This window comes from Aquimarina sp. AU119, from assembly GCF_900312735.1.
GTDB lineage: Bacteria > Bacteroidota > Bacteroidia > Flavobacteriales > Flavobacteriaceae > Aquimarina > Aquimarina algiphila.
Genome location: NZ_OMPF01000024.1, coordinates 177,155 through 200,009, shown reverse-complemented (window position 1 = coordinate 200,009; position 22,855 = coordinate 177,155). Strand labels below are relative to the sequence as shown.

Here is a 22,855-nt window from a genome sequence, read left to right as displayed (position 1 = left end):
TGCCGTACATTTATGAAACGCATCAAGGGGGAATTCCCCTACCACCTTATTAAAAAAAACAGACAAAACCTATATAATTAATTGATAATCAATAAAAAAGAAGGTTACATATATATATACATAACCTTCTTTTGATTTTATATAAATAATATATTATATAGAAAAATCACTATGATTTTCTACACATTACCCTTTATAATCAATTTCGATACATTTCTCGAGAGTCCCACATGTTGGAGAAACAGCTTTATAGCAAATCTCGTATTTTCCCGGTTGAGTAACATGATCCGTAAGTCGGGCAACTCTAGGTGTTATTGGAGTAATTACTGTGCCATCGATGGTCCAAACCACAGAATTAGGATCAATATCTGTAATAGATATAGCACCTGCTACAGCTGCTTTATCTTTAAAGTTTACCAAATCAAATACAGAACAATCTATTGGCTTAGGTTCTGGTATAACAACTTCTTTACAAAATTCTATCCCATTAGGGCAATCTGGTGTTTCTGCTTTAATACAAACCGTATATGTTCCTGGATTGTAAGATTCTAAATTAAGTAAATCATCACGATCTTGATTCTGAAGAGATTCAGTTTCTACTAATTGACCATCTACAAACCATTCATAAGCTTCCAATTCTTCCATTTCAGGAAAATTAGCAAACAACAAATTCCCTTCAGTAATAAAAGATAACTCTGGGCATAATCCATTATTATCGTCTTTTACCTCAATGACTTTACAGTAGGACACTCCTTGAGGACAATCTGGTGTTTCGGTCATGATACACACCTCGTATTCTCCAGCCTGCTCAAAATTATAAATAAGATATTGATTATCATTTTGTGAAGCTTCCTGAACCAATTCTCCATTAACAGACCATTCATAGGATGCATTTTCAACTCCTTCAAAATCTGCTATAAACTTATATGTAAACGGCCCTTGATAACGCTTAGCTTTAAAAAATAAATCTGGACATGGGTTGTTTTGATCCACATCTACATTAATCTCTGCACAAGCTTCTATTGTTCGTTGTTCTGTTATTACCCTAACACAGATTGTATGTTTTCCTGGTTTAAATAAATAATCTAAGATTTGGTTAATGATATTTTGTTGATCTTCTCCTTCTATGTCTTTTCCATCCACAGACCAAATCACTTGTGCATTATCATCAATACCGGTTGTTTTAGCTTCAAAACTATAGACCGCGCTTCCTTCTTTATTGTCGATAACAATCTCTACTTTTGGATCATTATCAAAATCTTCTGTTTCATCATCACAAGATGTAAACCCTAATAAAAGTGAAAGTATTAAAAAATACCAAATACCAATTTTTTTCATTGTGTGTAATTTTTTGAGTTATTAATTTTAGAAGTCCTTTTCTACTTCTCTAAAATGAAACGACTCAAAAAAAGAACACCCTACCCTAGCATACTTTAATTTTTTTATTTTTGATAGCTTGAAAAAAAAATCTAGATTTGAAAAATATATTTTACCTCCCCAATGTCTGACAATAAAAATTCTACATGTAACGAAAATGCTTTTGACAGGTTTTTTAAAAACCACTCTAAATCTTTGAGAAACTATATCTATTATAAATTTGGAGATATGGAGCAAGCAGAAGATATCGTTCAGGATGCATTTATCAAACTGTGGAATAATTGCTCTAAAGTACCTATTGACAAAGCAAAAAGTTATGTCTATACTATTGCTACTAACTTAGGCATTAGCAATACACGTCATCAAAAAGTAAAATTCAAGTACAAAGATTATATAGTACAGCGTAAAACCGATATTAACCATGAATCTCCAGAATTTGTCATCTTAGAAAAAGAATATATGGAGAAACTAAAAAGTGCGATCGCTGATTTACCAGAACGACAAAGAGAAGTATTTCTTTTGAGTAGGATAGACAAAAAGACTTATAAAGAAATTGCAGAATTATCAGATGTATCTGTAAAAGCTATAGAGAAATTAATGCATAAGGCATTATTAGCCTTACGAAAAAAAATAGGAAATATTTAATATTAAATACAAAGATGTCGCAACATAAAATACTTAAAAATAGTTTTTTATGGTAGTAAAAATTAAAAATTCAATCTTTTTACAAATAAAAGGTAGGGTAATTAGCAAATGAAACGTTCACATATATATAACCGAAGTTATGTTAGACGATAAAAAAGACGATATTTTCTTATCCAGATGGATTAGCGGAGAGCTTTCTGAAGAGGAACTTCGTGAATTTAAGTCTCATCCTGAATATGAATATTATGTAAAGATAATGGCGGGTGCAGATGCTTTGGATCTAAAAGATTATGATGTTGAAGAAGAACTTCACACTTTAAAATCTAAACGAAATAGCACGACGAATAAGAACTCTGGTTTAGTTATAAAATTATGGCCATACACAGCCGTAGCAGCTTCAATCGCAATTATTTTAGGGTTATTTTTATTTAACTCTAATGATTCTTTCTCATCTGATTACGGAGAACAATTAGCGGTTACTTTACCTGATGGATCCGAAATGATTCTTAATGCTAAATCTACTGCAAATTTTGACAGTGATAGCTGGAATGAAAACAGAACAGTAACATTAAAAGGAGAAGCATATTTCAAAGTTAAAAAAGGAAGTAAATTTACTGTTTCAACCAAAAATGGAGAAGTATCTGTATTAGGAACACAATTTAATGTACAATCACAAAACAATTTCTTCGAAGTTGCTTGTTATGAAGGTAAGGTTAGTGTAAGCAATCTTAAAAACGAAGAAATTCTTACGGCAGGAAAAGGATATAGAAATTTAAATAATAGTAATCCTGAACAATGGACTTTTGAGTCTAATGAACCTTCATGGCTTACAAATACAAGCTCATTTAGAAGTACACCTATAAAGTATGTATTCGATGAGTTAGAAGAACAATATAATTTAGATATTAATACAAAAAACATAAATCTCAAAACTATATACACAGGAACTTTTCCTAATAACAATAAGGAAGTGGCTCTTAAAACAGTTTTTAGTACCTTAGGCATGGAGTATAGCGTATCGCAAGATGGCAAGACCGTGGTATTAGAAAAGTAATAGCATGACAAGACTTTTATGTGTATGTTTTTTTTTATGGTATATATCTGTTTTTTCTCAGGAAGAAACAAAAGGGATAACTGTAGAAAACAAATCGCTATTAGAGACCATTACGATTATAGAAAATCTCTACAATCTTAAATTTTCCTATATCGATAACTTAATTGATAACAAAAAAGTTTCAATTACCATTAACCCAGAGATATCCATAGAAAACCTTACCCAAGAACTACAAAAACAGACACAATTACAATTTACTATTACAGGAAATAACTTTGTTACTATTAGTTCTTTCAACCAAAAAGATAAGCTTTCAATTTGTGGATATATTTTAGATGAAGAAAACAAGCCTCTGAAAGATATTAGGATATTCTTTAAATCTGATCGCACCAATATCACAACAGACCAAAATGGATATTTTAAAAAGAACGAAGTATCGTTTAATTCTGTTATTTTGATTAGTGCTCCCGGATTTCGTCAACGAGTCTTAAACACCAAACAATTTATAACAGGAGAATGTATCAAAATACGCCTTATACATGCAGCTCAGGAAGAAATTCTTGATGAAGTTTTTATTCAGGAATATTTGGCTAAAGGAATTACACAAAACAAAAAGATAATCAATATTGACTTAGACAATGTTGAAGTATTACCTGGTCGAACTGAACCTGATATTTTACAGAGCATACAACTAACCCCGGGAGTTAACAACCCTTTTGAAACAGCTTCTGGTCTTTTTGTAAGAGGTAGTACTCCAAATCAAAACCTAGTGTTATGGAACGGTATAAAAACATATCATCAAGGACATCTTTTTGGTATGCTATCAGCTTTCAATCCCTATGTTGCTAAAGAGGTAAATTTTTCAAAAAGTGGTGTTAGCGCAAAATATGGAGATCGAATCGCCGGTGTAGTGGATATTAAGTCTGAAAATGAAGTTTCTAATCGTTTTACGGGCGGAGCTGGTTTTAATATGATTAACGTAGATGCTGTTGCGCATATACCAATCATAAAAGACAAAGTATCTCTTCAGTTATCTGGGAGAAGATCATATACCGATGTATTAGAAACTTTTACATACAAACAGTTATCAGATCGCGTTTTTCAGAATACAAAAATTGCAGAAACGGTAGAGCTTAATGATGAAGTTAATGATTTTTTCTATGCAGATTATAATGCAAATCTAATCATAAAACCATCTGATGATCACAAAATAGAATTCAATACTATTTACAGTAAAAATGATTTGGATTTTAGAAGAAGTGATGATGTAGAGTCATTTAATGATAACCTCGTTACCGAAAATGAGGGATATAACTTTAGCTGGAATCAATCATATTCGAAAAATCTTTCTCAAAATGTAAGTGGATATTATACCAAATATCTATTAAATTATCAATTCATTACCAGAGATCTAGGTGCAATAACAGAAATTGAAAGTAAAAAAAATAATGTCGCAGATTTTGGAGCAGAATTTGAATTGGACTACAAAATATCAGATTACCAGAGTGTTTCGGGAGGATATCAGTTTTCAAACAATACAATCAAATACGCGTTTGTAACTGCTACTCCCAGTTATGAATTAGTCTTGGATCAGGATGATCGTTTTTTAAATACCCATGCCGCATACGCTGAATATAAACTCGAAAACCCAAAAAACTTTTTTATTTCTACCGGATTACGTTTTAATTTTTACGCAGAACTAGATAAAACCTTTATTGAACCCAGAGTTTTTCTACAAAAACACATTACCAAAAATTGGGAAATCAATACCAGTGCAGAATACCGTAGTCAGGCAACAAGTCAGATACAAGAATCTGTGGTCAGTGATCTATCTTTAGAAAATCAGGTTTGGACATTAGCTAATGATGATCAATTTCCTATAGTCACAAGTTATCAATACACATTCGGGAGTAGTTTTAGAAAAAATAAATGGTTTATTGACATTGATAGTTACTATAAACAAATCGAGGACATTACAACATTAACCGCAGGGTTTATTAATCCTATTGATAACACATATCATGTAGGAGAAAGTCGAGTCTTTGGAATTGATCTTTTTCTTAAAAAGAGATTCAAAAACTATAAAACATGGGTGAGTTATTCCTATATTAATACACGCAATACATTTGAGGACATCAACAATAACGAATCTTTTCCTGGTAATTGGAATATTGAACATACAGTAAAATGGTCTCAATTCTACAAAATCAATAATTTTCAGTTTTCTCTAGGTTGGATATGGCATACTGGTAAGTCTTTCACTAATGTATCTGGAGTTGACGATAGTGGTGAAATTGTAATCTTAGAATTTGGAGAAATTAATAGTAATACATTACCCGAATATCATAGGTTAGATTTTTCTGCTATTTATGATTTTAAGTTAAGATCACATTCTAATTTCAAATATCGTGTTGGGCTTTCAATTCTTAATTTGTATAATATGAAGAATTTGCTAAACCGAGAATTTAGAACAACAAATTCTCTAAATAATCAATTCATAAACTCTGACATCCTTTCTCTAGGAATTACACCCAATATTAGCTTCAGAGTCTTTTGGTAAATAAAAATTATTTTTTATCACATTACTTCGTATTTTTTGAAGATGATAAACAAAAAAACCATTCCGAAAACGAAATGGTTTTAAAAAAATTCTGAATATTTTATCTTTAGAATTGCTCTCTTCCAGAAAAATGAAAAGCTCCTTCGATAGCGGCATTTTCATCACTATCACTTCCGTGTACTGCATTTTCACTAATAGAAGTTGCATATTTCTTACGTATAGTACCTTCTGCTGCTTCCTCTGGATTAGTTGCTCCAATAAGAGTTCTAAAATCTTCTACTGCATTTTCTTTTTCTAAAATAGCAGCAACAATAGGACCGCTGGTCATATATTCTACAAGCTCACCATAAAAAGGACGTTCGCTATGTACTGCATAAAACGCTTTTGCATCGTCAGTAGTAAGTTGTGTTAATTTCATTGCTACAATTCTAAATCCTGAAGCGTTAATCTGCTCAAGAATTGCTCCGATGTATCCTTTTCTTACCGCATCCGGTTTAAGCATCGTAAAAGTTCTGTTTGTTGCCATGGTATTTTTTTTACTTTCTATATACTTCTTTATCTAAAAGTATTTCAGATTATTATTTAGGTATATTACAACCCGATTTTTTAATTTTTGTGCAAAAATATATATAAAAGCTTCAAAAACAAGAATTATTATTAGGAATATGTAACCTTCTTGAAGATTATACAAAAAAAGATTAATCTTTGGGATATTGCTGCTTAAATTCTTGAAGTACAACATTATTCTTTCCCCGAATTTGCATAGTTACTTCATAAGAATCAAAATCAAATTTTAGAACTCCAAAACTCGGAATAGAAACAACATTACCTATTCTATATTTATTAGATTCTCCTCTATATGCAGAATACGAATGTGTTAATCCACTTGATGTAAAATCTATTAATGGATATTTTAGACTTGGTATCTTAGTTATCGAAAATTCAGAAATATGTCTGTCTCCACTTAGTAAAATTGCATTTCTAACCTTCTTATTTAATAGTATCTCTTTAAGACGTGCTACTTCATGAGGAAAATTACCCCAGGTTTCAAAACCATGTTCAGAAGACAAAAACTGAATACTGGTGACAATAACAACAAAATCAGAATAATTATTCTCTAATTCTTTTTCAAGCCATTTCCATTGTTCTTCTCCCAAAATTGTACCCTCATTATTATCATAAGGTTCATAGCGACCATTACCATTAGCACTTTTCTTTAACTGAGATCTAAAATATCGAGTATCCAAAACAATTACCTTTATATTTCCTTTGTCTATTTCAAATATTCGGGACGTGTATACTCCACGCTGTGTTCTTCTGGGGCTATCTTTTGATACTTCCAAAAAATCTAAAAACAACTGCTGACTTTCTTTTTTCTTACTCCACTCTATTCCTGCATCATTTTTACCATAATCATGATCATCCCATGTTCCCATTACTGGTACAGATTGTTTTAGCTTCATATACCCAGAATTACTATTCTGAAGAGCATAATCATTTTTTATTTTTAATACATCTTCAGAATCCGCATAGATATTATCTCCTCCCCAAATGAACACATTAGGGGTGTTTTTTAATATTTCATTCCAAAAAGGTTGCGGATTGTTTTGTTTATTACAACTTCCAAAAGCAATAGTAAAATCGGTATTATTAACTTCGATTTTTTTCTGACTAAAACAAAACTGTACGACAGCGACATACAATACGAGGTATGTATATTTTCTTTTCATTATTAGAGCATATAAAGTACATATAAAAGTAGTAGTTCTAATATTACCAAAATATTATTTATTGTATCTTCGCTGACCTATGAATACTAATGAAATAATCGAAATAAAAGGATTATTATCCTCTTCAAAAAAAATTGTTATTGTAACTCATAAAAATCCAGATGGTGATGCTGTTGGTTCTAGTTTAGGCTTATATCATTATCTTACTGCATTAGAAAGTAATCATAACGTTACTGTTATTACTCCTAATGATTATCCGGATTTTTTAAAATGGATTCCAGGACAAGATACAATTCTTAAATACGATAGTGAAACTAAAAAAGCTATATCAAAAATTGAGGAAGCTGATCTTATTTTCACTTTAGATTTTAATCACTTATCCAGGAGTGGTGACATGGAAAATGTTTTGGCTAAAACTAAAACCACTTTTATCATGATCGATCATCATCAACAACCCGATACTTACGCGGCATATACCTATAGTGATACAGGGATGAGTTCTACCTGTCAAATGATTTATCACTTTATAGAAAAACTTGATGATTTAGATCGTATTACTCCAGAAATTGCAACTTGCATTTATGTTGGAATAATGACAGATACGGGATCTTTTAGATTTAGATCAACAACAAGTATCACGCACAAGGTAATTGCAAATTTGATTGATCATGGTGCTGATAACACTGGTATTCATGAAAGTATCTACGATATGAATACTTTATCCAGGATTCAATTACAAGGTGTTGCTTTAAACAATTTAAAAGTTATTCCAGAATACAAAACTGCTTATATCACTTTATCTCAAAAAGAATTAGATGATCATCATTTCAAAAAAGGAGATACCGAAGGTTTTGTCAATTTAGGACTCTCTATAAAAGATATTAAGTTTGCCTTAATTTTTATTGAAAACAAAGGAGAAGGAATCATTAAAATTTCTTTACGTTCTAAAGGAGATTTTTCTGTAAATGAATTCTCAAGAAGTCATTTTGAAGGAGGGGGTCATCATAATGCTGCCGGTGGAAGAAGTAATCTTTCATTATCTGATACTGTTGAGAAATTTATTAGTATCTTACCTGCTTATAAAAACGTCCTAAATCAATGAGGTTAGTACTTCACATACTTTGTCTTGTCTTCTTCTTATCATCTTGTAAAACACCTGAAGCCAGGAGACCTATAAATATTAAATCAGGGTCTTTCATAGATGAATCTATAAGTCGTAATAAAGAACTTGCAGCTAAGGAAGAAGCTCGAATTCAAAAAATAATTAATAACGACTCTGCTCATAATTATCTGGCATCACAAACCGGTTTCTGGTATTTTTACACTAAAAAAGACACTATATCAGGTACAACTCCAAAATTTGGGGATATAGTTACATTTAATTATAATGTAACAGATTTAAACGGCAATGTAATTTACACACAACAAGAATTAGATACTATAACATATCGTATTGATAAAGAAGAACTTTTTCTTGGTTTAAGAGAAGGTTTAAAACTCATGAAACAAGGAGAAATGGTTACTTTTCTTTTCCCTTCTTATCAAGCTTATGGATATTATGGTGATGATAATAAGATTGGCACAAATATTCCGTTAATAACAGAAGTAACACTTAACACAATTACAAAAGAATCAACAACAGAAAATTAATTACCAACAAAAATGAAAAGATTAAATTTATTATTCCTAGCCATTATTGCAATAACACTTAATAGCTGTAATGAAAAATACCCAGATCTACAAGATGGAATTTATGCAGAAATTATAACCAATCAAGGAACTACGGTAGCAAAATTATATCATGATGTTACTCCTATGACGGTTGCAAACTTTGTGTCTTTGGCAGAAGGTACTAACACTATGGTCGATAGCACTTATAAAGGAAAAAAATATTACAATGGAATTATATTTCATAGAGTAATCAAGGATTTTATGATCCAAACTGGAGATCCTTTAGGTACTGGTACTGGTGGTCCTGGATACAAATTTCCTGATGAAATCGTAGATTCACTTTCTCACAAATCAAAAGGAATTCTATCTATGGCAAACTCTGGTCCGGGAACAAACGGAAGTCAGTTTTTTATCACATTAAAAGAAACTCCATGGTTAAACGGAAAACATACTGTTTTTGGTGAAATTGTACTAGGTCAAGAAATTGTTGATAGTATAGGTATTACTAAGACCGCAGCAGGAGACAAACCAGTAGAAGAACTAAAAATGATAGAAGTTAATATTATCCGTAAAGGTTCAGACGCAAAGGCATTTGATACAGATTCTGCATTTACTGATAAATTAAAAGCTCTTGAAGAAGAAAAAGCTGAAAAAGAAAGATTAGCAAAAGAACGTGGCGAAGCTATTGCTGCAAAATTTGTTGAGCTAAAAGCTAAAGCTACAAAATTAGAAAGCGGTTTAGAAATTCATTTTATAAACCAAGGAGATGGTGAACAACCAAAATCAGATGATACCGTTGGTGTAAACTACGCTGGTTTTTTTACAGATGGAAGAATTTTTGATACTAATATTGCAGAGACAGCTAAAGAATTAGGTGTATATAACGAACAGAGAGCAGCAGATCCTAGAGGATATGCTCCTATTCCAGTACCATACTCACCAGATGCTCAAATGATCCCTGGTTTTAAAGAAGGAGTTCAAAAAATGAAAGTAGGAGACAAAGCTGTACTTTTTATCCCCTCTCACCTTGCATATGGAGAAAGAGGAGCAAGAACAATTCCACCAAACACTGATTTGATATTCGAACTAGAAATTATGAATATCCAAGGTAAAGAAGAAGCTAAATAAAAAATAGTTACAGAAGAAATATAAAAAAAAGCGTCCTGATCAGGACGCTTTTTTAGTAACTAAAAGAACGATTACTTTTATTATCTATTGCAACGGAATATTTGCTAAAATTTCTTTAACAAACTTCCAATATTTCTGAACAGAAGAAATGCTTGCTCTTTCGTCTGGAGAATGTGCTCCTAAAATTGTCGGACCAAAAGATATCATATCCATATTTGGGTAATTTTGCCCCAAAATACCACATTCTAAACCAGCGTGACAAGCAGCTACATGCGCTTTTTCTCCGTTTAATTTTTGATATAATTCATCTAATACTTTTAGAATTGATGAATTCATATTAGGTGCCCAACCAGGATAATCACCACCAGTAATTACTTCACACCCTATCAATTCAAAAGTTGCTCTTAATTTATTAACCAAATCTTGTTTAGAGGATTCTACGCTACTTCGGGTTAGGCATTCAATAGTCATTTCTCCATTTCCTATAGTAACTTTTGATATATTGTTAGAGGTTTCTACTAAATCCGAAATCGACGCACTCATCTTATACACTCCATTATGCGCTGCATATAACGCTTTTAACATTCCTTCTTGTACTCCTAATTCCATTACTTTTTCTGGCAGATTAGTTTCCTTAATCTCTATACTAAGATTTGGATCCACTGTACTAAGTTCATTCTTAATTGTTTTTATCAATTCATTGAGCTCAAACTCAAAAGCTTCAGCTTGAACAGTATCAACAACTATATTGGCAAAACTCTCTCTAGGTATAGCGTTACGCAAACTTCCTCCTTTGATTTCACTGATTTGTAGTCCGAAATTTTCAAAACCATCAAACAATAGTCTATTCATTATTCTATTGGCATTTCCCAATCCTTTATGAATATCCATTCCAGAATGACCACCATTAAGCCCTGTAACCGAAATGACATATGCTTTTTTACCTTGTTCTATAGGTTCTTCTCTATAGGTTCTTTTGGCAGTTACATCTATTCCACCAGCACAGCCTACTCCGATTTCATCATCTTCTTCTGTATCCAGATTTAAAAGTATATCCCCTTGTAACCATCCGCCTTCTAACCCCATAGCCCCTGTCATACCAGTTTCTTCATCAATAGTAAAAAGTGCTTCAAGAGCAGGATGAGCAATATCTGTTGCTTCAAGAATTGCCATAATTGTTGCTACTCCTAATCCATTATCAGCACCAAGTGTTGTTCCGTTGGCACGTACCCAATCTCCGTCAACATACATTTCTATTCCTTGAGTATCAAAGTCAAAATCGGTATCTGCATTCTTTTGATGAACCATATCCAAATGTGATTGCATTACCACAGTCTTACGATTCTCAAGCCCTGCTGTAGCTGGTTTCTTTATAAGGACATTGCCAACTTTATCAACTTCGGTTATCAATCCTAAAGATGCTCCAAAATCTTTCATAAACGCGATTACACGCTCTTCTTTTTTTGAAGGTCTTGGTACTTCATTAAGATCTGCAAATTTATTCCAAAGTCTTTTGGGTTCTAAGACTCTTATTTCTGAATTCATATGTGTATTATATTTAGAATTGCGAAATTCTTAATTTAAAATTAAGAATCAAAGTTTCATGAGTTAAACTAATTGATACTAAAAAACTCTTAATTCGTTATCCTAAATTCAGAATTGTAAATATATTTACCCAATGCAATCTAAAACAAAGCTATATCTCACGATATTACTGCCAATTCAGGTCATTCTGGTTAAAGTACTCTCTTTTTTCCCTGATGTTATCGAACAATTTTACAGTAATGGAATTTTTATTTATACTTCTAAAATTCTACGGTATGTATTTGGCTGGATTCCGTTTTCTTTTGGAGATATAGTCTATTGTATTTTGATTGTATTGTTAATTCGATTTTTATTCAAAAAGGTATTTAGAAAAAAAATAATTTGGAAAGAAGTCCTATTCGATATTGGAGCTACCTTATCTATCATTTATGCTAGTTTTCATATCCTATGGGGCATGAATTATTATCGACTGCCATTACATGAAATACTAAAAATTGATGATCAATATACCGAAGTGGAACTTATTAAGGTTTCTGAGAAATTGATTTCACAAGCTAATTCTCTACATTTAGAATTAGAACCCAACGACTCTTTGCCAATACGAATCCCATATACCAAAGACGAAGTTTTTCAAAAAACAGTCCCTGCCTATGATCAACTTAATACCATATTCCCTACATTAAAGTATCACCCTAAGAGTATTAAAACATCACTTTTAAGTCTTCCTCTTACCTACATGGGCTTTAGTGGATACCTAAATCCGATTACTAATGAAGCACAAATAAATGGATTAATTCTTAACTATAAAGCTCCAACAACAAGTTGTCATGAGCAAGCTCACCAATTGGGGTTTGCAAAAGAAAATGAAGCTAACTTTATAGCCGCCTTAACCACAATAAACTATGATGATTCTTATTTTAATTATAGCGGAGTTACATTTGCTTTAAAGTTTTGCTTAAATGACCTCTATCTTCGTAACGAAGAAAAAGCCATTTGTCTTATTGAAAAATTACGTCCGGGAATTCGAAAAAATTATCTAGAGGTAAATCAATTTTGGGAATCCTACGAAAATCCTCTTGAACCTATCTTTAAAAGTACTTATGACAGTTATCTAAAAGCTAACGATCAACCTGATGGATTAGACACGTACAGCTATGTAGTAGCCTTATTAGTTAATTATTACAAGACCAAATTATAAAACTACAACGTATTATAGTAGTCTATAATTTTAATCAAATCTTCCTTTTTTTTAAAACTTAATTTTTTTGAAGAAGCAAATTTTTCTATTTCAGTTTTTTTATCTTTTAAGACAGCTAAAACCTCCTTCTTTTTAAGTTTTATCTTTGTTAAATCTCCGCTTTTATCTTTTATATAATATTTGTAGTCTTCATAAAAATTTGCCGGAATACTTCCTCCTAAACCAGAATGTGGTTGAGCTGCCCTTTTAATCTTTTTCCTCGCCTTTAAAATCAACGACACATTTTTACCGTTTTGAAAATCAATAAAATAGCTTTTTTTTCGGGCATCAACATCATCATTTAAAGTTTTATAAATGTACTCATCAAAAACTACTTTTACATTTTTTTTAGGTAAAAGAGCTGATACTTTATTACCTTCCATAACTTCTATTTCATCATGAAAACCATTATACCTTACTGGATATTCTCCGATTACTACATCATCAACAAATATATTTGCTACTCTGTAATCTTCTTCATAATACTTATTACCATTAATGGATTCTTCAGAGACAGTATTTTTTAATGCTGTTCTTACAAATTGATTCAATAGTATTTTATTAGTTGTTTGATTAAATTCAACAGGTGAGCTTGCAGGTGTTTGTTGTGCATTCATTAAAATACAAAAAAAAGCCGCTAGAATAAAAAGATAATTTTTCATGATGGATATGTTTATGTGGTAATTTAGTCAATAAAAAAATAAATAGATATCAAAGAGTATACCTACAACTGTTAAATAAACCTTAATTAACAAACTCCTTTTGATTCAACTATTATCTTTAAAACCGATTCAATACACTTTACGCAACTCTCATGAAAAAACTTCTATTATCACTTGCAATAGCATGTGGAATATTAAATTCTCATTCTCAAGATTATTTTCCTAAAAATGATGGAGTTAATACCACAGATTCTAATTACACCGTATTTAAAAATGCGATTATTCACACTACACCTGATACAGAAATCAAAAATGGAATTCTGATTATCCAAAAAGGAAAGATTGTACAGGTAGGTAATTCCTTATCCATTCCCACTAACAGTGTTGTTATTGACCTAAAAGGAAAACATATTTACGCTTCTTTCATTGATCCTTTTACCAACTTTGGTATCGAAAAACCAAAACGCAAAGGGGGTAGTCCATTTAGAGGAAATCCACAATATGAAGCTTCTAGAGAAGGATATTATTGGAATGACCATATACGTCCCGAAACTAATGCTCTAACTCTTTTTAAGTATGACACAAAAAAAGCTACCGAATTCATAAAAGAAGGATTTGGTGTTGTAAATACACATATGCCAGATGGTATAGTGAGAGGAACTGGATTATTAGTAGCATTAAACAATCAAGGAACAGAAGGAGAACGTCTATTAAGTGATCGATCAGCTCAATTTTTATCATTTTCTAAAAGCAATAAAAGCAAGCAAATGTATCCCACTTCTCTAATGGGTAGTATGGCTTTACTTAGACAAATGTATTATGATGCTGATTGGTATGCAGGTGGTAATGCTAATAACAAAGATTTATCATTAGAGGCATTAAACAGAAATAAAAACCTTCCTCAAATTTTTGACGTTGGAAGCAGAATTAATGGTTTTAGAGCAGATAAAGTTGGTGATCAGTTTAATATACAATATATATTAGTGGGTGGTGGAGATGAATATGCTCGTATAGATAAAGTAAAAGCTACTAATGCAAAATATATCATTCCACTTGATTTTCCAGAAGCATATGATGTATCTGACCCTTTCATGGCTAATTTGGTTAGTTTGGGTGATATGCGTCATTGGAATCAAGCTCCAACTAATCCATATGTTTTATCTAAAAACGGAATTACATTTTCTTTGACAACACATAAGTTAAAGAAGATAGCTGATCTAAAAACCAGAATAGCAAAGGCAATTGAGCATGGCTTAGATAAAAAAACTGCTATTGCCGCTTTAACCACCATTCCCGCTGAAATCTTAGGAAAAAGTAATCTTTTGGGAAGTATTAAAAAAGGAGCGTATGCCAACTTTTTAATTTCAAAAGATGAATTGTTTTCAAAGGATAATATTATATATGAAAACTGGATACAGGGACATAAAAATATTATTAATGATATGAATATTACTGATATTAACGGAAAATATGAATTATCAGTTTCTGGAAAAACATATGATTTATTGATTTCGGGAAAAACCTCTTCTCCTAAAGCTGAATTAAAGCTTGGAGAAACTAAATTAGGTACTAAAATCAATTATAAAAATGATTGGGTAACTATAACATTTACTGATCCAGACACCACAAAAACCCAATATACCAGAATCATTTCAAAAATCGGAGACAACTCAAATTTCTGGAGTGGAAAAACTATACTTCCTAATGGAGCACAAACTTCTTTTTCGGTTAAAAAGAAAACAGAAGATACTGCAGGTACAAAAGATGTTAAAAAAGATGCTAAGAAAAAAGATGCTCCTGAAGTTCTTCCAGTGGTATATCCTAATATAGCTTATGGTAACACTCAATTACCAAAATCTGAAACTATACTATTTAAAAATGCTACTGTATGGACTAATGAGGTAGAAGGGATCATGCAAACTACAGATGTTCTCATCAAGAATGGTAAAATCTCAGCGATAGGTAAAAATCTAAATTCTGGAAATGCTAGAGTAATCGATGCTACAGGAAAGCATCTTACTGCTGGTATTATCGATGAGCATTCTCATATTGCTGCTGCTGCAATTAATGAAGCAGGGCATAACTCTTCTGCAGAGGTTACCATAGAAGATGTTGTTGACCCTGATGATATCAACATTTACAGAAATCTTGCCGGTGGGGTAACTTCTATTCAGATACTTCATGGTTCTGCAAACCCTATTGGTGGACGTTCTGCCATTATAAAGTTAAAATGGGGTGAAGATGCAAATCATCTAATTTACACTAATGCTCCTAAGTTTATCAAATTTGCTTTAGGTGAAAATGTTAAACAAAGTAACTGGCAAAGTTTTAGCCGTTTTCCCCAGTCAAGAATGGGAGTTGAGCAGTTATATGTAGATTACTTTTCTAGAGCAAAAGAATATGAAAAACTAAAGAAAAGTGGGGTTCCTTATCGTAAGGATACAGAAATGGAGACTATAGTAGAAATTCTTAATAGCGAACGTTTTATTAGTTGTCATTCTTATGTACAAAGTGAGATCAACATGCTAATGAAAGTTGCTGAAAAGTTTAACTTTAAAATTAACACATTCACTCATATTCTTGAAGGATATAAAGTTGCTGATAAAATGGCTGCTCATGGTGTAGGTGGATCTACTTTTTCTGATTGGTGGGCATATAAATATGAAGTTAATGATGCAATACCATATAACGCTGCTATTATGCACAAACAAGGTGTGATAACTGCTATTAACAGTGATGATGGTGAAATGTCTCGTCGTCTTAATCAAGAAGCTGCAAAATCTGTAAAATATGGTGGAGTTAGCGAAGAAGATGCCTTAAAATTTGTGACTTTAAATCCAGCAAAACTATTACGCATAGATGATAGAGTAGGTAGTATTAAAGTAGGTAAAGACGCTGATTTAGTATTATGGACCGATCATCCTCTTTCTATATATGCTAAAGCTGAAAAAACTATAATTGAAGGAGCAATTTATTTTGATCTTGAAAAAGATAAAGCTATGAGACAATCTATTACAAAAGAAAAGAACAAGCTTTCTACGATGATGCTAAAAGCAAAAAACAGTGGGCTTAAAACACAGCCTGCCAAGAAAAAGGAAAAACAAAATTTTGAATGTGAAACCTTGGAGACTATTAACTAAATAAAACATTTATCAGACCGAGCTTGCCAAAGTCTATAATCATAAAAAACATGAAAAATATAATTGCCATAATAGCACTCTGTCTCATCTCATACGGAAAGATAAGTGCTCAGCAAACACCTGCAAAAAATCAAAAAACCGCCATTACTATTACTGGAGCCACTGCTCATATCGGTAATGGAGAAGTGATCCAAAACAGTATAATTATTTTTGAAAATGGAAAGATTACCGCAGTTGGCTCATCAGGAAGTTCTGCTTCAAAAGGGACCGTGATTGATGCTTCTGGAAAACATGTTTATCCCGGTTTTATAGCCCCTAACTCTACTTTGGGGCTAGTAGAAATAAGTGCTGTTCGCGCAACAGATGATGATAGTGAAATTGGAAATTACAACCCTCACATTCGCAGTATCATTGCTTATAATGCTGAAAGCAAAATTGTAGAAAGCATGAGACCAAATGGTGTTTTAATAGCTCAGGTAACCCCAAGAGGAGGTAGAATCACAGGAACATCATCGATTGTACAACTAGATGCATGGAATTGGGAAGATGCTGCTATCAAAATTGATGATGGGATTCATATCAATTGGCCAAATACATTTACAAGAGGACGTTGGTGGCTTGGTGAAGACCCTGGGTTTAAAGAAAACAAAAAATACGAAAAACAAGTAACCCAGTTAGTAGATTTTGTTCAGCAAGCTAAAGCCTCGATACAATCTAATAAGGAAACAATAAACCTCCCTCATCATGCAATGAAAGGTCTTTTTGATGGCACTAAAACGTTATTTATGCATGTAGAAACAGAAAAAGGTATTCTAGATGTCATTTCCTTTGCAAAGAATAACAAAATCAAAAAACTAGTTTTAGTAGGAGCATATGAAGGGCATAAAGTAGCTTCACAATTAAAACAGAATAATATTTCTGTACTTAGTACCAGAGCTCATAGTGTTCCTGCTATGGAAGATGATGATTATGATCAACCATATAAAAATGCAAAATTACTTATGGATGCTGGTGTATTAGTTGCAATACAAAATAGTGGCCAGATGGAACGTGCCAATGCTCGAAATTTACCTTTTCAAGCTGGAACTGTTGCCGCACATGGATTAGACAAAGAAAAAGCGCTACAACTCATTACTGGTAATAGTGCAAAAATCCTTGGCATTGATGACATTGCAGGAACCCTAGAAGTGGGTAAAGACGCTACCCTATTTATTAGCAAAGGCGACGCGTTAGATATGCGCACTAATCAATTAGAAAAAGCATTTATTCAAGGACGTGATATTAGTTTAGAAAGTCATCATACCAAACTTTGGAAACGATATAGTAAGAAATACAATTCTAAGTAACAACTTTTTTAAGTAAATCTAAGAAAATCAAAACAATACACCCCGTAGTCTTTTAAACTACGGGGTGTATTTTAAATTTTAAGCATTAAATTCTTTCATATCTTCAAGAGCGCTGATCAACATATTGACGTGATTAAAGGTACAACTCTCTCCCATAATACCAATTCTCCATATTTTTCCGGAAAAAGCACCTAACCCACCTCCTACTTCAATATTATAATCATTCAATAATATAGAACGTATTACGCTTTCATCATTTCCATCAGGTAAGAATACAGAATTAAGGTTTGGCAGCCTATATTGTTCTTCTACCAAATATCTAAAGCCTAATTTTTCTAATTTAGTTTTTAGCACTTCATGAACCCGCTGATGCCTTTTCCATCTGTTTTCCAAACCTTCTTCTAAAACGATACGTAAAGATTCTCTCAGTGCATATACAGATGAAACTGGCGCTGTATGATGATAAGCCCGTTTTTCACCACCCCAGTAGTTCTTAACTAAACTAAGATCTAAAAACCAGCTTTGCACCTTAGTTTTTCTATTTTCCAGTACCTTAACCGCTCTATCAGAAAAACTAACCGGGGATAGTCCTGGAGGAGCACTAAGACATTTTTGTGTTCCTGTATATATTGCGTCAATACCCCAATCATCAACTCTTAGTTCTACACCGCAATACGAAGTCACCGCATCAACCATTAATAAACCTCCTGCATTATGAATCAGGTCACTAATTTCTTTAATCGGCTGTAAGGCACCTGTTGATGTTTCTGCATGCACAAGAGCTAACAATTTTGGTTTTGGACACTTGTCTAATACTTTCCTAATGTCTTCTGGTGATATTACGGTTCCCCAAGCTACTTCGACTTTATGTACAATTGCTCCACATCGTTCTGCAATATCAGCCATCCTACCACCAAAAACCCCATTAATGCATATGATAACATCATCACCTGGTTCTAATAAATTCACCAAACAAGTTTCCATCCCTGCGCTTCCGGGAGCTGAGACCACAAAAGATAAATGATTCTTTGTTATAAACGTATCCTGCACCATTGTTTTTACCTCATCCATAATAGTCACGAACTGTGGATCTAAATGTCCTATTAAAGGAGTTGACATTGCTTTAAGTACTCTTGGATGCGCATCAGAAGGTCCTGGACCCATCAAAATTCTATTACTGGTGTTAAGTTCGCTATACATGATTTAGATTTTTACTTGTTATCAACTATATCGTTTTCGTAATCAAAGTTGAATAAAGGATATAAAGTTAGCTAATTCTATAAACCCAAAATTTTGAAATGCACTTGATTTTAGTGAAAATCATATTGAAGAATACTAATCTTATATTTTGGCAATAAAAAGTTAGATGTATTTTGTATAATTCTTAAAAAAGGCATGGAATTTTTATCAAAAAAAGTCAGCTTCTTTGTTTAAAAAAGATGAACCCGTTACTATAGTAACGGGTTCATCTTTTTTAAAATAATCTTTTATTTTATAATGTTTTACTTTCTTCTACAGTAGGTTTTTTAAATAATGAGGGAGAAGGCTTTTCTTTACTTGCGTTAGCATTTGCAAAATTTCTTTCACTCCTTACCTCTCCTACTACACCGTTCTCAAATACTCTCCACTTAAGAGTTTTAGGCAACAATAGCCCGTTTACATCATTCCAATCAGAGTATTCAATTAAATTGATTTTCTCACTTTTTTCTTTACTAAAAAAAGTAACTGTGTATCCTAAAAACTTCATTTTTTTAGATGCTTCATCATAATACACAAAATAATTATCTTTAGGAGAATCTCCAATACCATCACCATATGATATTTTATACCCGGGATATGAAACATCCTCTACTTTAAGATCTTCTATTTTTTCATAAGAAATACCCTCATCTCCTAACACAAAGGGCATGGCATAAAAATAGAACATTAGGTTATGATAAAAACGAGGGTTTCCTTTGAAGGATGTAGAATCTTCTTGTTCTAACCAAGCTTCATTTCCATCAAATCCTAAAGCAAATTTATCAGTTTCGATACGGGCATGACGTGTTTTAAGATCAGTAGTATGTTTTTCGTTTCCTTCTGGCTTTACCATTTCAAAAATTAGAGTATTCATTTGGTCAAAAGCTTGAATACCTCCATGGGCTGTAAAGACAGCAGCTATATCTTCAGGAAAATTACCTGATCGATCTGGAATAGTTTCTTCTTTTACTGGTTCTGAAACAACAGTTTCTTGTTCTGTTTTTACTTCCTGCTTACAGGATACAAAAGCAACAATTAAAAGTAATAGTGGGATTAGTTTTTTCATAATTAAACTGTATGATATGAGTTAATTTTAGCAGATGTAGTCGTATTAACAACTTAACCTTACAATAAATATCATCACAGTTTTTATTTCTTTACAACTTCTCCTGCTTTGTAAGTATTATTTTTATCAGAAAAAGTATACTTCATATCATTATATTTAAATGTTTTTGAATCTGCACCCGGTATCACCTTCCCATTAAAAAAAACATATTTCACATCTTTAGCATATCCATAACCAATTTCTTCAAAAGAAAAAGCATCTGCTGCTTCTAAAATAACTCCTTCATAATAAATTTTGTCATCTACTTTAATAAAAGCATGATCTTCAAAAAACTTAATCGTTTCGACATCTTTAAAAGGAATATTAATAACCTCATCAACTTCTTCATAATTTCTTCTACCTATATGTATATAAATATACTTATCATCTCGAATACAAGAATTGGTCAACGCTACGACTTCGGAGAGGTTTACTTCCTTTATTATACGTAGCGGTTTTTGATACCTATAAAAATAAACCCCATTATTATCTTTACAAAACTCGTCGTTAATCACTTCAAAAGATTCATGATTTACTTCTTTAATTTTTTCATTATTTCTAAACACAAAATTTTTATCCTTTGCAAAATTATAATTTAATTGTACATATGTATTTGGATCTGCATCTTCTAGGATCTTAAAACCTTCCCTAGAATCGTCTAAATAATAGAGATCATCTACAAGAACATAAACATGATTTTTATCCAGAGGAACATACCCTTCTTTTACATTAAATGAAGGCACATCTATTTGAAAATTAATTGCTCTAGACTTAAAATAAGCATATTGCTGATCTTTTGCATAATCCCTTCCCAGAACCTTAAAAGTAGAAAGATCAACATCCATTTCATGTTTCCCAAGGGAAAACCAATTTCCCATTGGACTATATATTATATGCTCTTTATCCCTAGAATAAAAATAGGAGTCTGATACTTCTTCATTAACCAATTCACCAAATGGGTTAAAAAATCTATAAATTCCATATCCAACCAATGAAATAATAATTACAAATATTACTGCTAATGTCATTAATACTTTTTTTATCATAACTTTTTTCATCAATATTATGAATCAAAAACAAAGCTATAAAAAGCAATACATAAGTTTATCCCAATAAACAGTGAAATTATGTATATAAGTGAAGTACTTTGAGGCTTAGGTTTTTTGCTTTTTCTTTTTTGCAGCAGGAAAGAGTACATTATTTAAAATCAATCGATACCCTGGAGAATTAGGGTGCAACTCCAGTTCTGTTTTCGGATCTCCCACCCTATGTGTATAATCCTCGGGATCATGTCCTCCATAAAATGTAAAAAAACCTTTTCCTTTGATTCCGTGTATATAACGAGCTTCTGAATTTGTCTTATTTTCACCCAATACCAGAACATTGGATTTAATCTCATTTGGATTATATGCAGTGGTTTGCCCCATAAAACCTTTTACTAGGGCTGTATGATTTTGGCAAAGCATTGTTGGGATTGGGTCCCATTTTGCAGAAAAATCCATGAGAGTGAAATAATCTGTGGTTTTAGAGATACGACGATTTCTGGTCATATCAATAGAAGAAAACTCATAGACATTCGGGCTGCGTTCTAATGTAAAGTTTTTAAATGCAAACGTTTTATTATAGTCAATTTTAGACTGATATCCGGGTTCGCTAGGATCTCCATCAAACATAGGCTCACAAATATCTACTCCTTCTGCTGCCAAAGCAATCTCAAAACTATCAGTAGCACTACACATTGCAAACATAAATCCTCCTCCAACAACGTAGTCTCTAATTTTTAAAGCTACCGCTAGTTTTTCTTGTGATACCTTTGGATATCCCAAATCCAAAGCTAGTTTTTCTGCTGCAGCTTTTTCTCTAATATACCAGGGTGCAGCTCTATAAGAAGCATAAAATTTACCATATTGTCCTGTAAAGTCCTCATGATGCAGATGCAACCAGTCATATAATATTAGATTATCTTCTAGAACTTCTTTATCGTATATCGTTTCATAAGGAATTTCAGCAAACGTTAACACCATAGTTACAGCATCATCCCATGGCTGATTTCCCTTTGGAGAATACACAGCTATCTTAGGTGCTTTTTCTAATACTACAGCTTCCATATTCTGAGAAGGACTACTAATTTCTTCAAGAATCTCTTCTGTTTCTCCATCACTAAGTACCTCATAAGAGATTCCTCGGATAGTACATTCTTTTCTTATATTTTCGGTATCAGGCAAGAGAAAAGAACCACCTCTATAATTTAACAACCATTTTACTTTCAGATCTTTACTTAAAGTCCAATAGGTAATCCCATAAGCTTTTAGATGATTTTGCTGGCTTTCTGCATCCATTGGTATCAATACATAAGAAGCATAGGATTGAAATGTAAATAGAAATAAAAATAATAAAACAACAAAAGATTGCATCC

18 protein-coding genes are annotated in these 22,855 nt (G+C 32.3%); 9 read left to right on the top strand and 9 right to left on the bottom strand.

The window, feature by feature from the left end; genetic code table 11:
* Window positions 1-186 precede the first annotated feature (186 nt).
* A complete protein-coding gene (locus DK442_RS22300) occupies window positions 187-1,338 on the bottom strand; it encodes a hypothetical protein (protein WP_109438127.1) in 1,152 nt (383 codons plus the stop codon).
* A 162-nt stretch (window positions 1,339-1,500) separates the two neighbouring features.
* On the opposite strand from DK442_RS22300, the gene DK442_RS22295 reads away from it, so the two are divergent.
* From DK442_RS22295 to DK442_RS22285, 3 genes are all read left to right on the top strand, one after another.
* Window positions 1,501-2,022, top strand: coding sequence for an RNA polymerase sigma factor (locus tag DK442_RS22295; protein WP_109438126.1), 522 nt, complete (start codon window positions 1,501-1,503; stop codon window positions 2,020-2,022).
* 139 nt (window positions 2,023-2,161) lie between these two features.
* On the top strand, window positions 2,162-3,076 hold the full coding sequence (locus tag DK442_RS22290) for a FecR family protein (protein ID WP_109438125.1): 915 nt from the start codon (window positions 2,162-2,164) through the stop codon (window positions 3,074-3,076).
* A gap of 4 nt (window positions 3,077-3,080) precedes the next feature.
* A complete protein-coding gene (locus DK442_RS22285; protein WP_109438124.1) occupies window positions 3,081-5,636 on the top strand; it encodes a TonB-dependent receptor plug domain-containing protein in 2,556 nt (851 codons plus the stop codon).
* A gap of 106 nt (window positions 5,637-5,742) precedes the next feature.
* Here the strand turns inward: DK442_RS22285 and DK442_RS22280 are convergent, their stop codons facing one another.
* Window positions 5,743-6,162, bottom strand: coding sequence for a nucleoside-diphosphate kinase (locus DK442_RS22280; protein ID WP_109438123.1), 420 nt, complete (start codon window positions 6,160-6,162; stop codon window positions 5,743-5,745).
* Between the two features lie 172 nt (window positions 6,163-6,334).
* Window positions 6,335-7,366 carry an alkaline phosphatase D family protein gene (locus DK442_RS22275; protein ID WP_109438122.1) on the bottom strand — a complete coding sequence of 344 codons (1,032 nt, stop codon included), beginning with the start codon at window positions 7,364-7,366 and terminating at the stop codon, window positions 6,335-6,337.
* A 79-nt stretch (window positions 7,367-7,445) separates the two neighbouring features.
* On the opposite strand from DK442_RS22275, the gene DK442_RS22270 reads away from it, so the two are divergent.
* Genes DK442_RS22270 through DK442_RS22260 form a run of 3 tightly spaced genes read left to right on the top strand, consistent with a single transcriptional unit; the run spans window position 7,446 to window position 10,165 of the window.
* Entirely contained in the window at window positions 7,446-8,468 is a 1,023-nt protein-coding gene (locus DK442_RS22270; protein ID WP_109438121.1) for a bifunctional oligoribonuclease/PAP phosphatase NrnA, read from the top strand.
* Window positions 8,465-9,016, top strand: coding sequence for a gliding motility-associated peptidyl-prolyl isomerase GldI (gene gldI, locus DK442_RS22265; RefSeq protein ID WP_109438120.1), 552 nt, complete (start codon window positions 8,465-8,467; stop codon window positions 9,014-9,016). The genes DK442_RS22270 and gldI overlap by 4 nt, the downstream gene beginning before the upstream one ends.
* Before the next feature lie 12 nt (window positions 9,017-9,028).
* Entirely contained in the window at window positions 9,029-10,165 is a 1,137-nt protein-coding gene (locus DK442_RS22260; protein ID WP_109438119.1) for a peptidylprolyl isomerase, read from the top strand.
* A gap of 84 nt (window positions 10,166-10,249) precedes the next feature.
* Here DK442_RS22260 and DK442_RS22255 read toward each other — a convergent pair whose 3' ends face one another.
* Window positions 10,250-11,710, bottom strand: a complete 1,461-nt coding sequence (locus tag DK442_RS22255; protein WP_109438118.1) for an aminoacyl-histidine dipeptidase — start codon at window positions 11,708-11,710, stop codon at window positions 10,250-10,252.
* Window positions 11,711-11,843: 133 nt separating this feature from the next.
* On the opposite strand from DK442_RS22255, the gene DK442_RS22250 reads away from it, so the two are divergent.
* Entirely contained in the window at window positions 11,844-12,908 is a 1,065-nt protein-coding gene (locus DK442_RS22250; protein ID WP_109438117.1) for a DUF3810 domain-containing protein, read from the top strand.
* A gap of 2 nt (window positions 12,909-12,910) precedes the next feature.
* On the opposite strand, the gene DK442_RS22245 is transcribed toward DK442_RS22250, so the two are convergent.
* A complete protein-coding gene (locus DK442_RS22245; protein WP_109438116.1) occupies window positions 12,911-13,609 on the bottom strand; it encodes a hypothetical protein in 699 nt (232 codons plus the stop codon).
* Window positions 13,610-13,761: 152 nt separating this feature from the next.
* On the opposite strand from DK442_RS22245, the gene DK442_RS22240 reads away from it, so the two are divergent.
* Window positions 13,762-16,749, top strand: a complete 2,988-nt coding sequence (locus DK442_RS22240) for an amidohydrolase family protein (protein WP_109438115.1) — start codon at window positions 13,762-13,764, stop codon at window positions 16,747-16,749.
* Window positions 16,750-16,799: 50 nt separating this feature from the next.
* Window positions 16,800-18,095, top strand: a complete 1,296-nt coding sequence (locus DK442_RS22235) for an amidohydrolase family protein (RefSeq protein WP_109438114.1) — start codon at window positions 16,800-16,802, stop codon at window positions 18,093-18,095.
* Between the two features lie 78 nt (window positions 18,096-18,173).
* On the opposite strand, the gene DK442_RS22230 is transcribed toward DK442_RS22235, so the two are convergent.
* The 4 genes from DK442_RS22230 to DK442_RS22215 all read right to left on the bottom strand — a co-directional run bounded on the left by DK442_RS22230 (window position 18,174) and on the right by DK442_RS22215 (window position 22,778).
* Window positions 18,174-19,295 (bottom strand): alanine--glyoxylate aminotransferase family protein, encoded by a 1,122-nt coding sequence (locus tag DK442_RS22230; RefSeq protein WP_109438113.1) that lies wholly within the window; start codon window positions 19,293-19,295, stop codon window positions 18,174-18,176.
* Between the two features lie 292 nt (window positions 19,296-19,587).
* The gene (locus DK442_RS22225) at window positions 19,588-20,400 is read right to left on the bottom strand and encodes a hypothetical protein (protein ID WP_109438112.1); all 813 of its coding nucleotides are present in this window, start codon (window positions 20,398-20,400) and stop codon (window positions 19,588-19,590) included.
* An 83-nt stretch (window positions 20,401-20,483) separates the two neighbouring features.
* Window positions 20,484-21,485, bottom strand: coding sequence for a DKNYY domain-containing protein (locus DK442_RS22220; protein ID WP_160114298.1), 1,002 nt, complete (start codon window positions 21,483-21,485; stop codon window positions 20,484-20,486).
* 108 nt (window positions 21,486-21,593) lie between these two features.
* On the bottom strand, window positions 21,594-22,778 hold the full coding sequence (locus tag DK442_RS22215) for an asparagine synthetase B (protein ID WP_109438270.1): 1,185 nt from the start codon (window positions 22,776-22,778) through the stop codon (window positions 21,594-21,596).
* Window positions 22,779-22,855 lie beyond the last annotated feature (77 nt).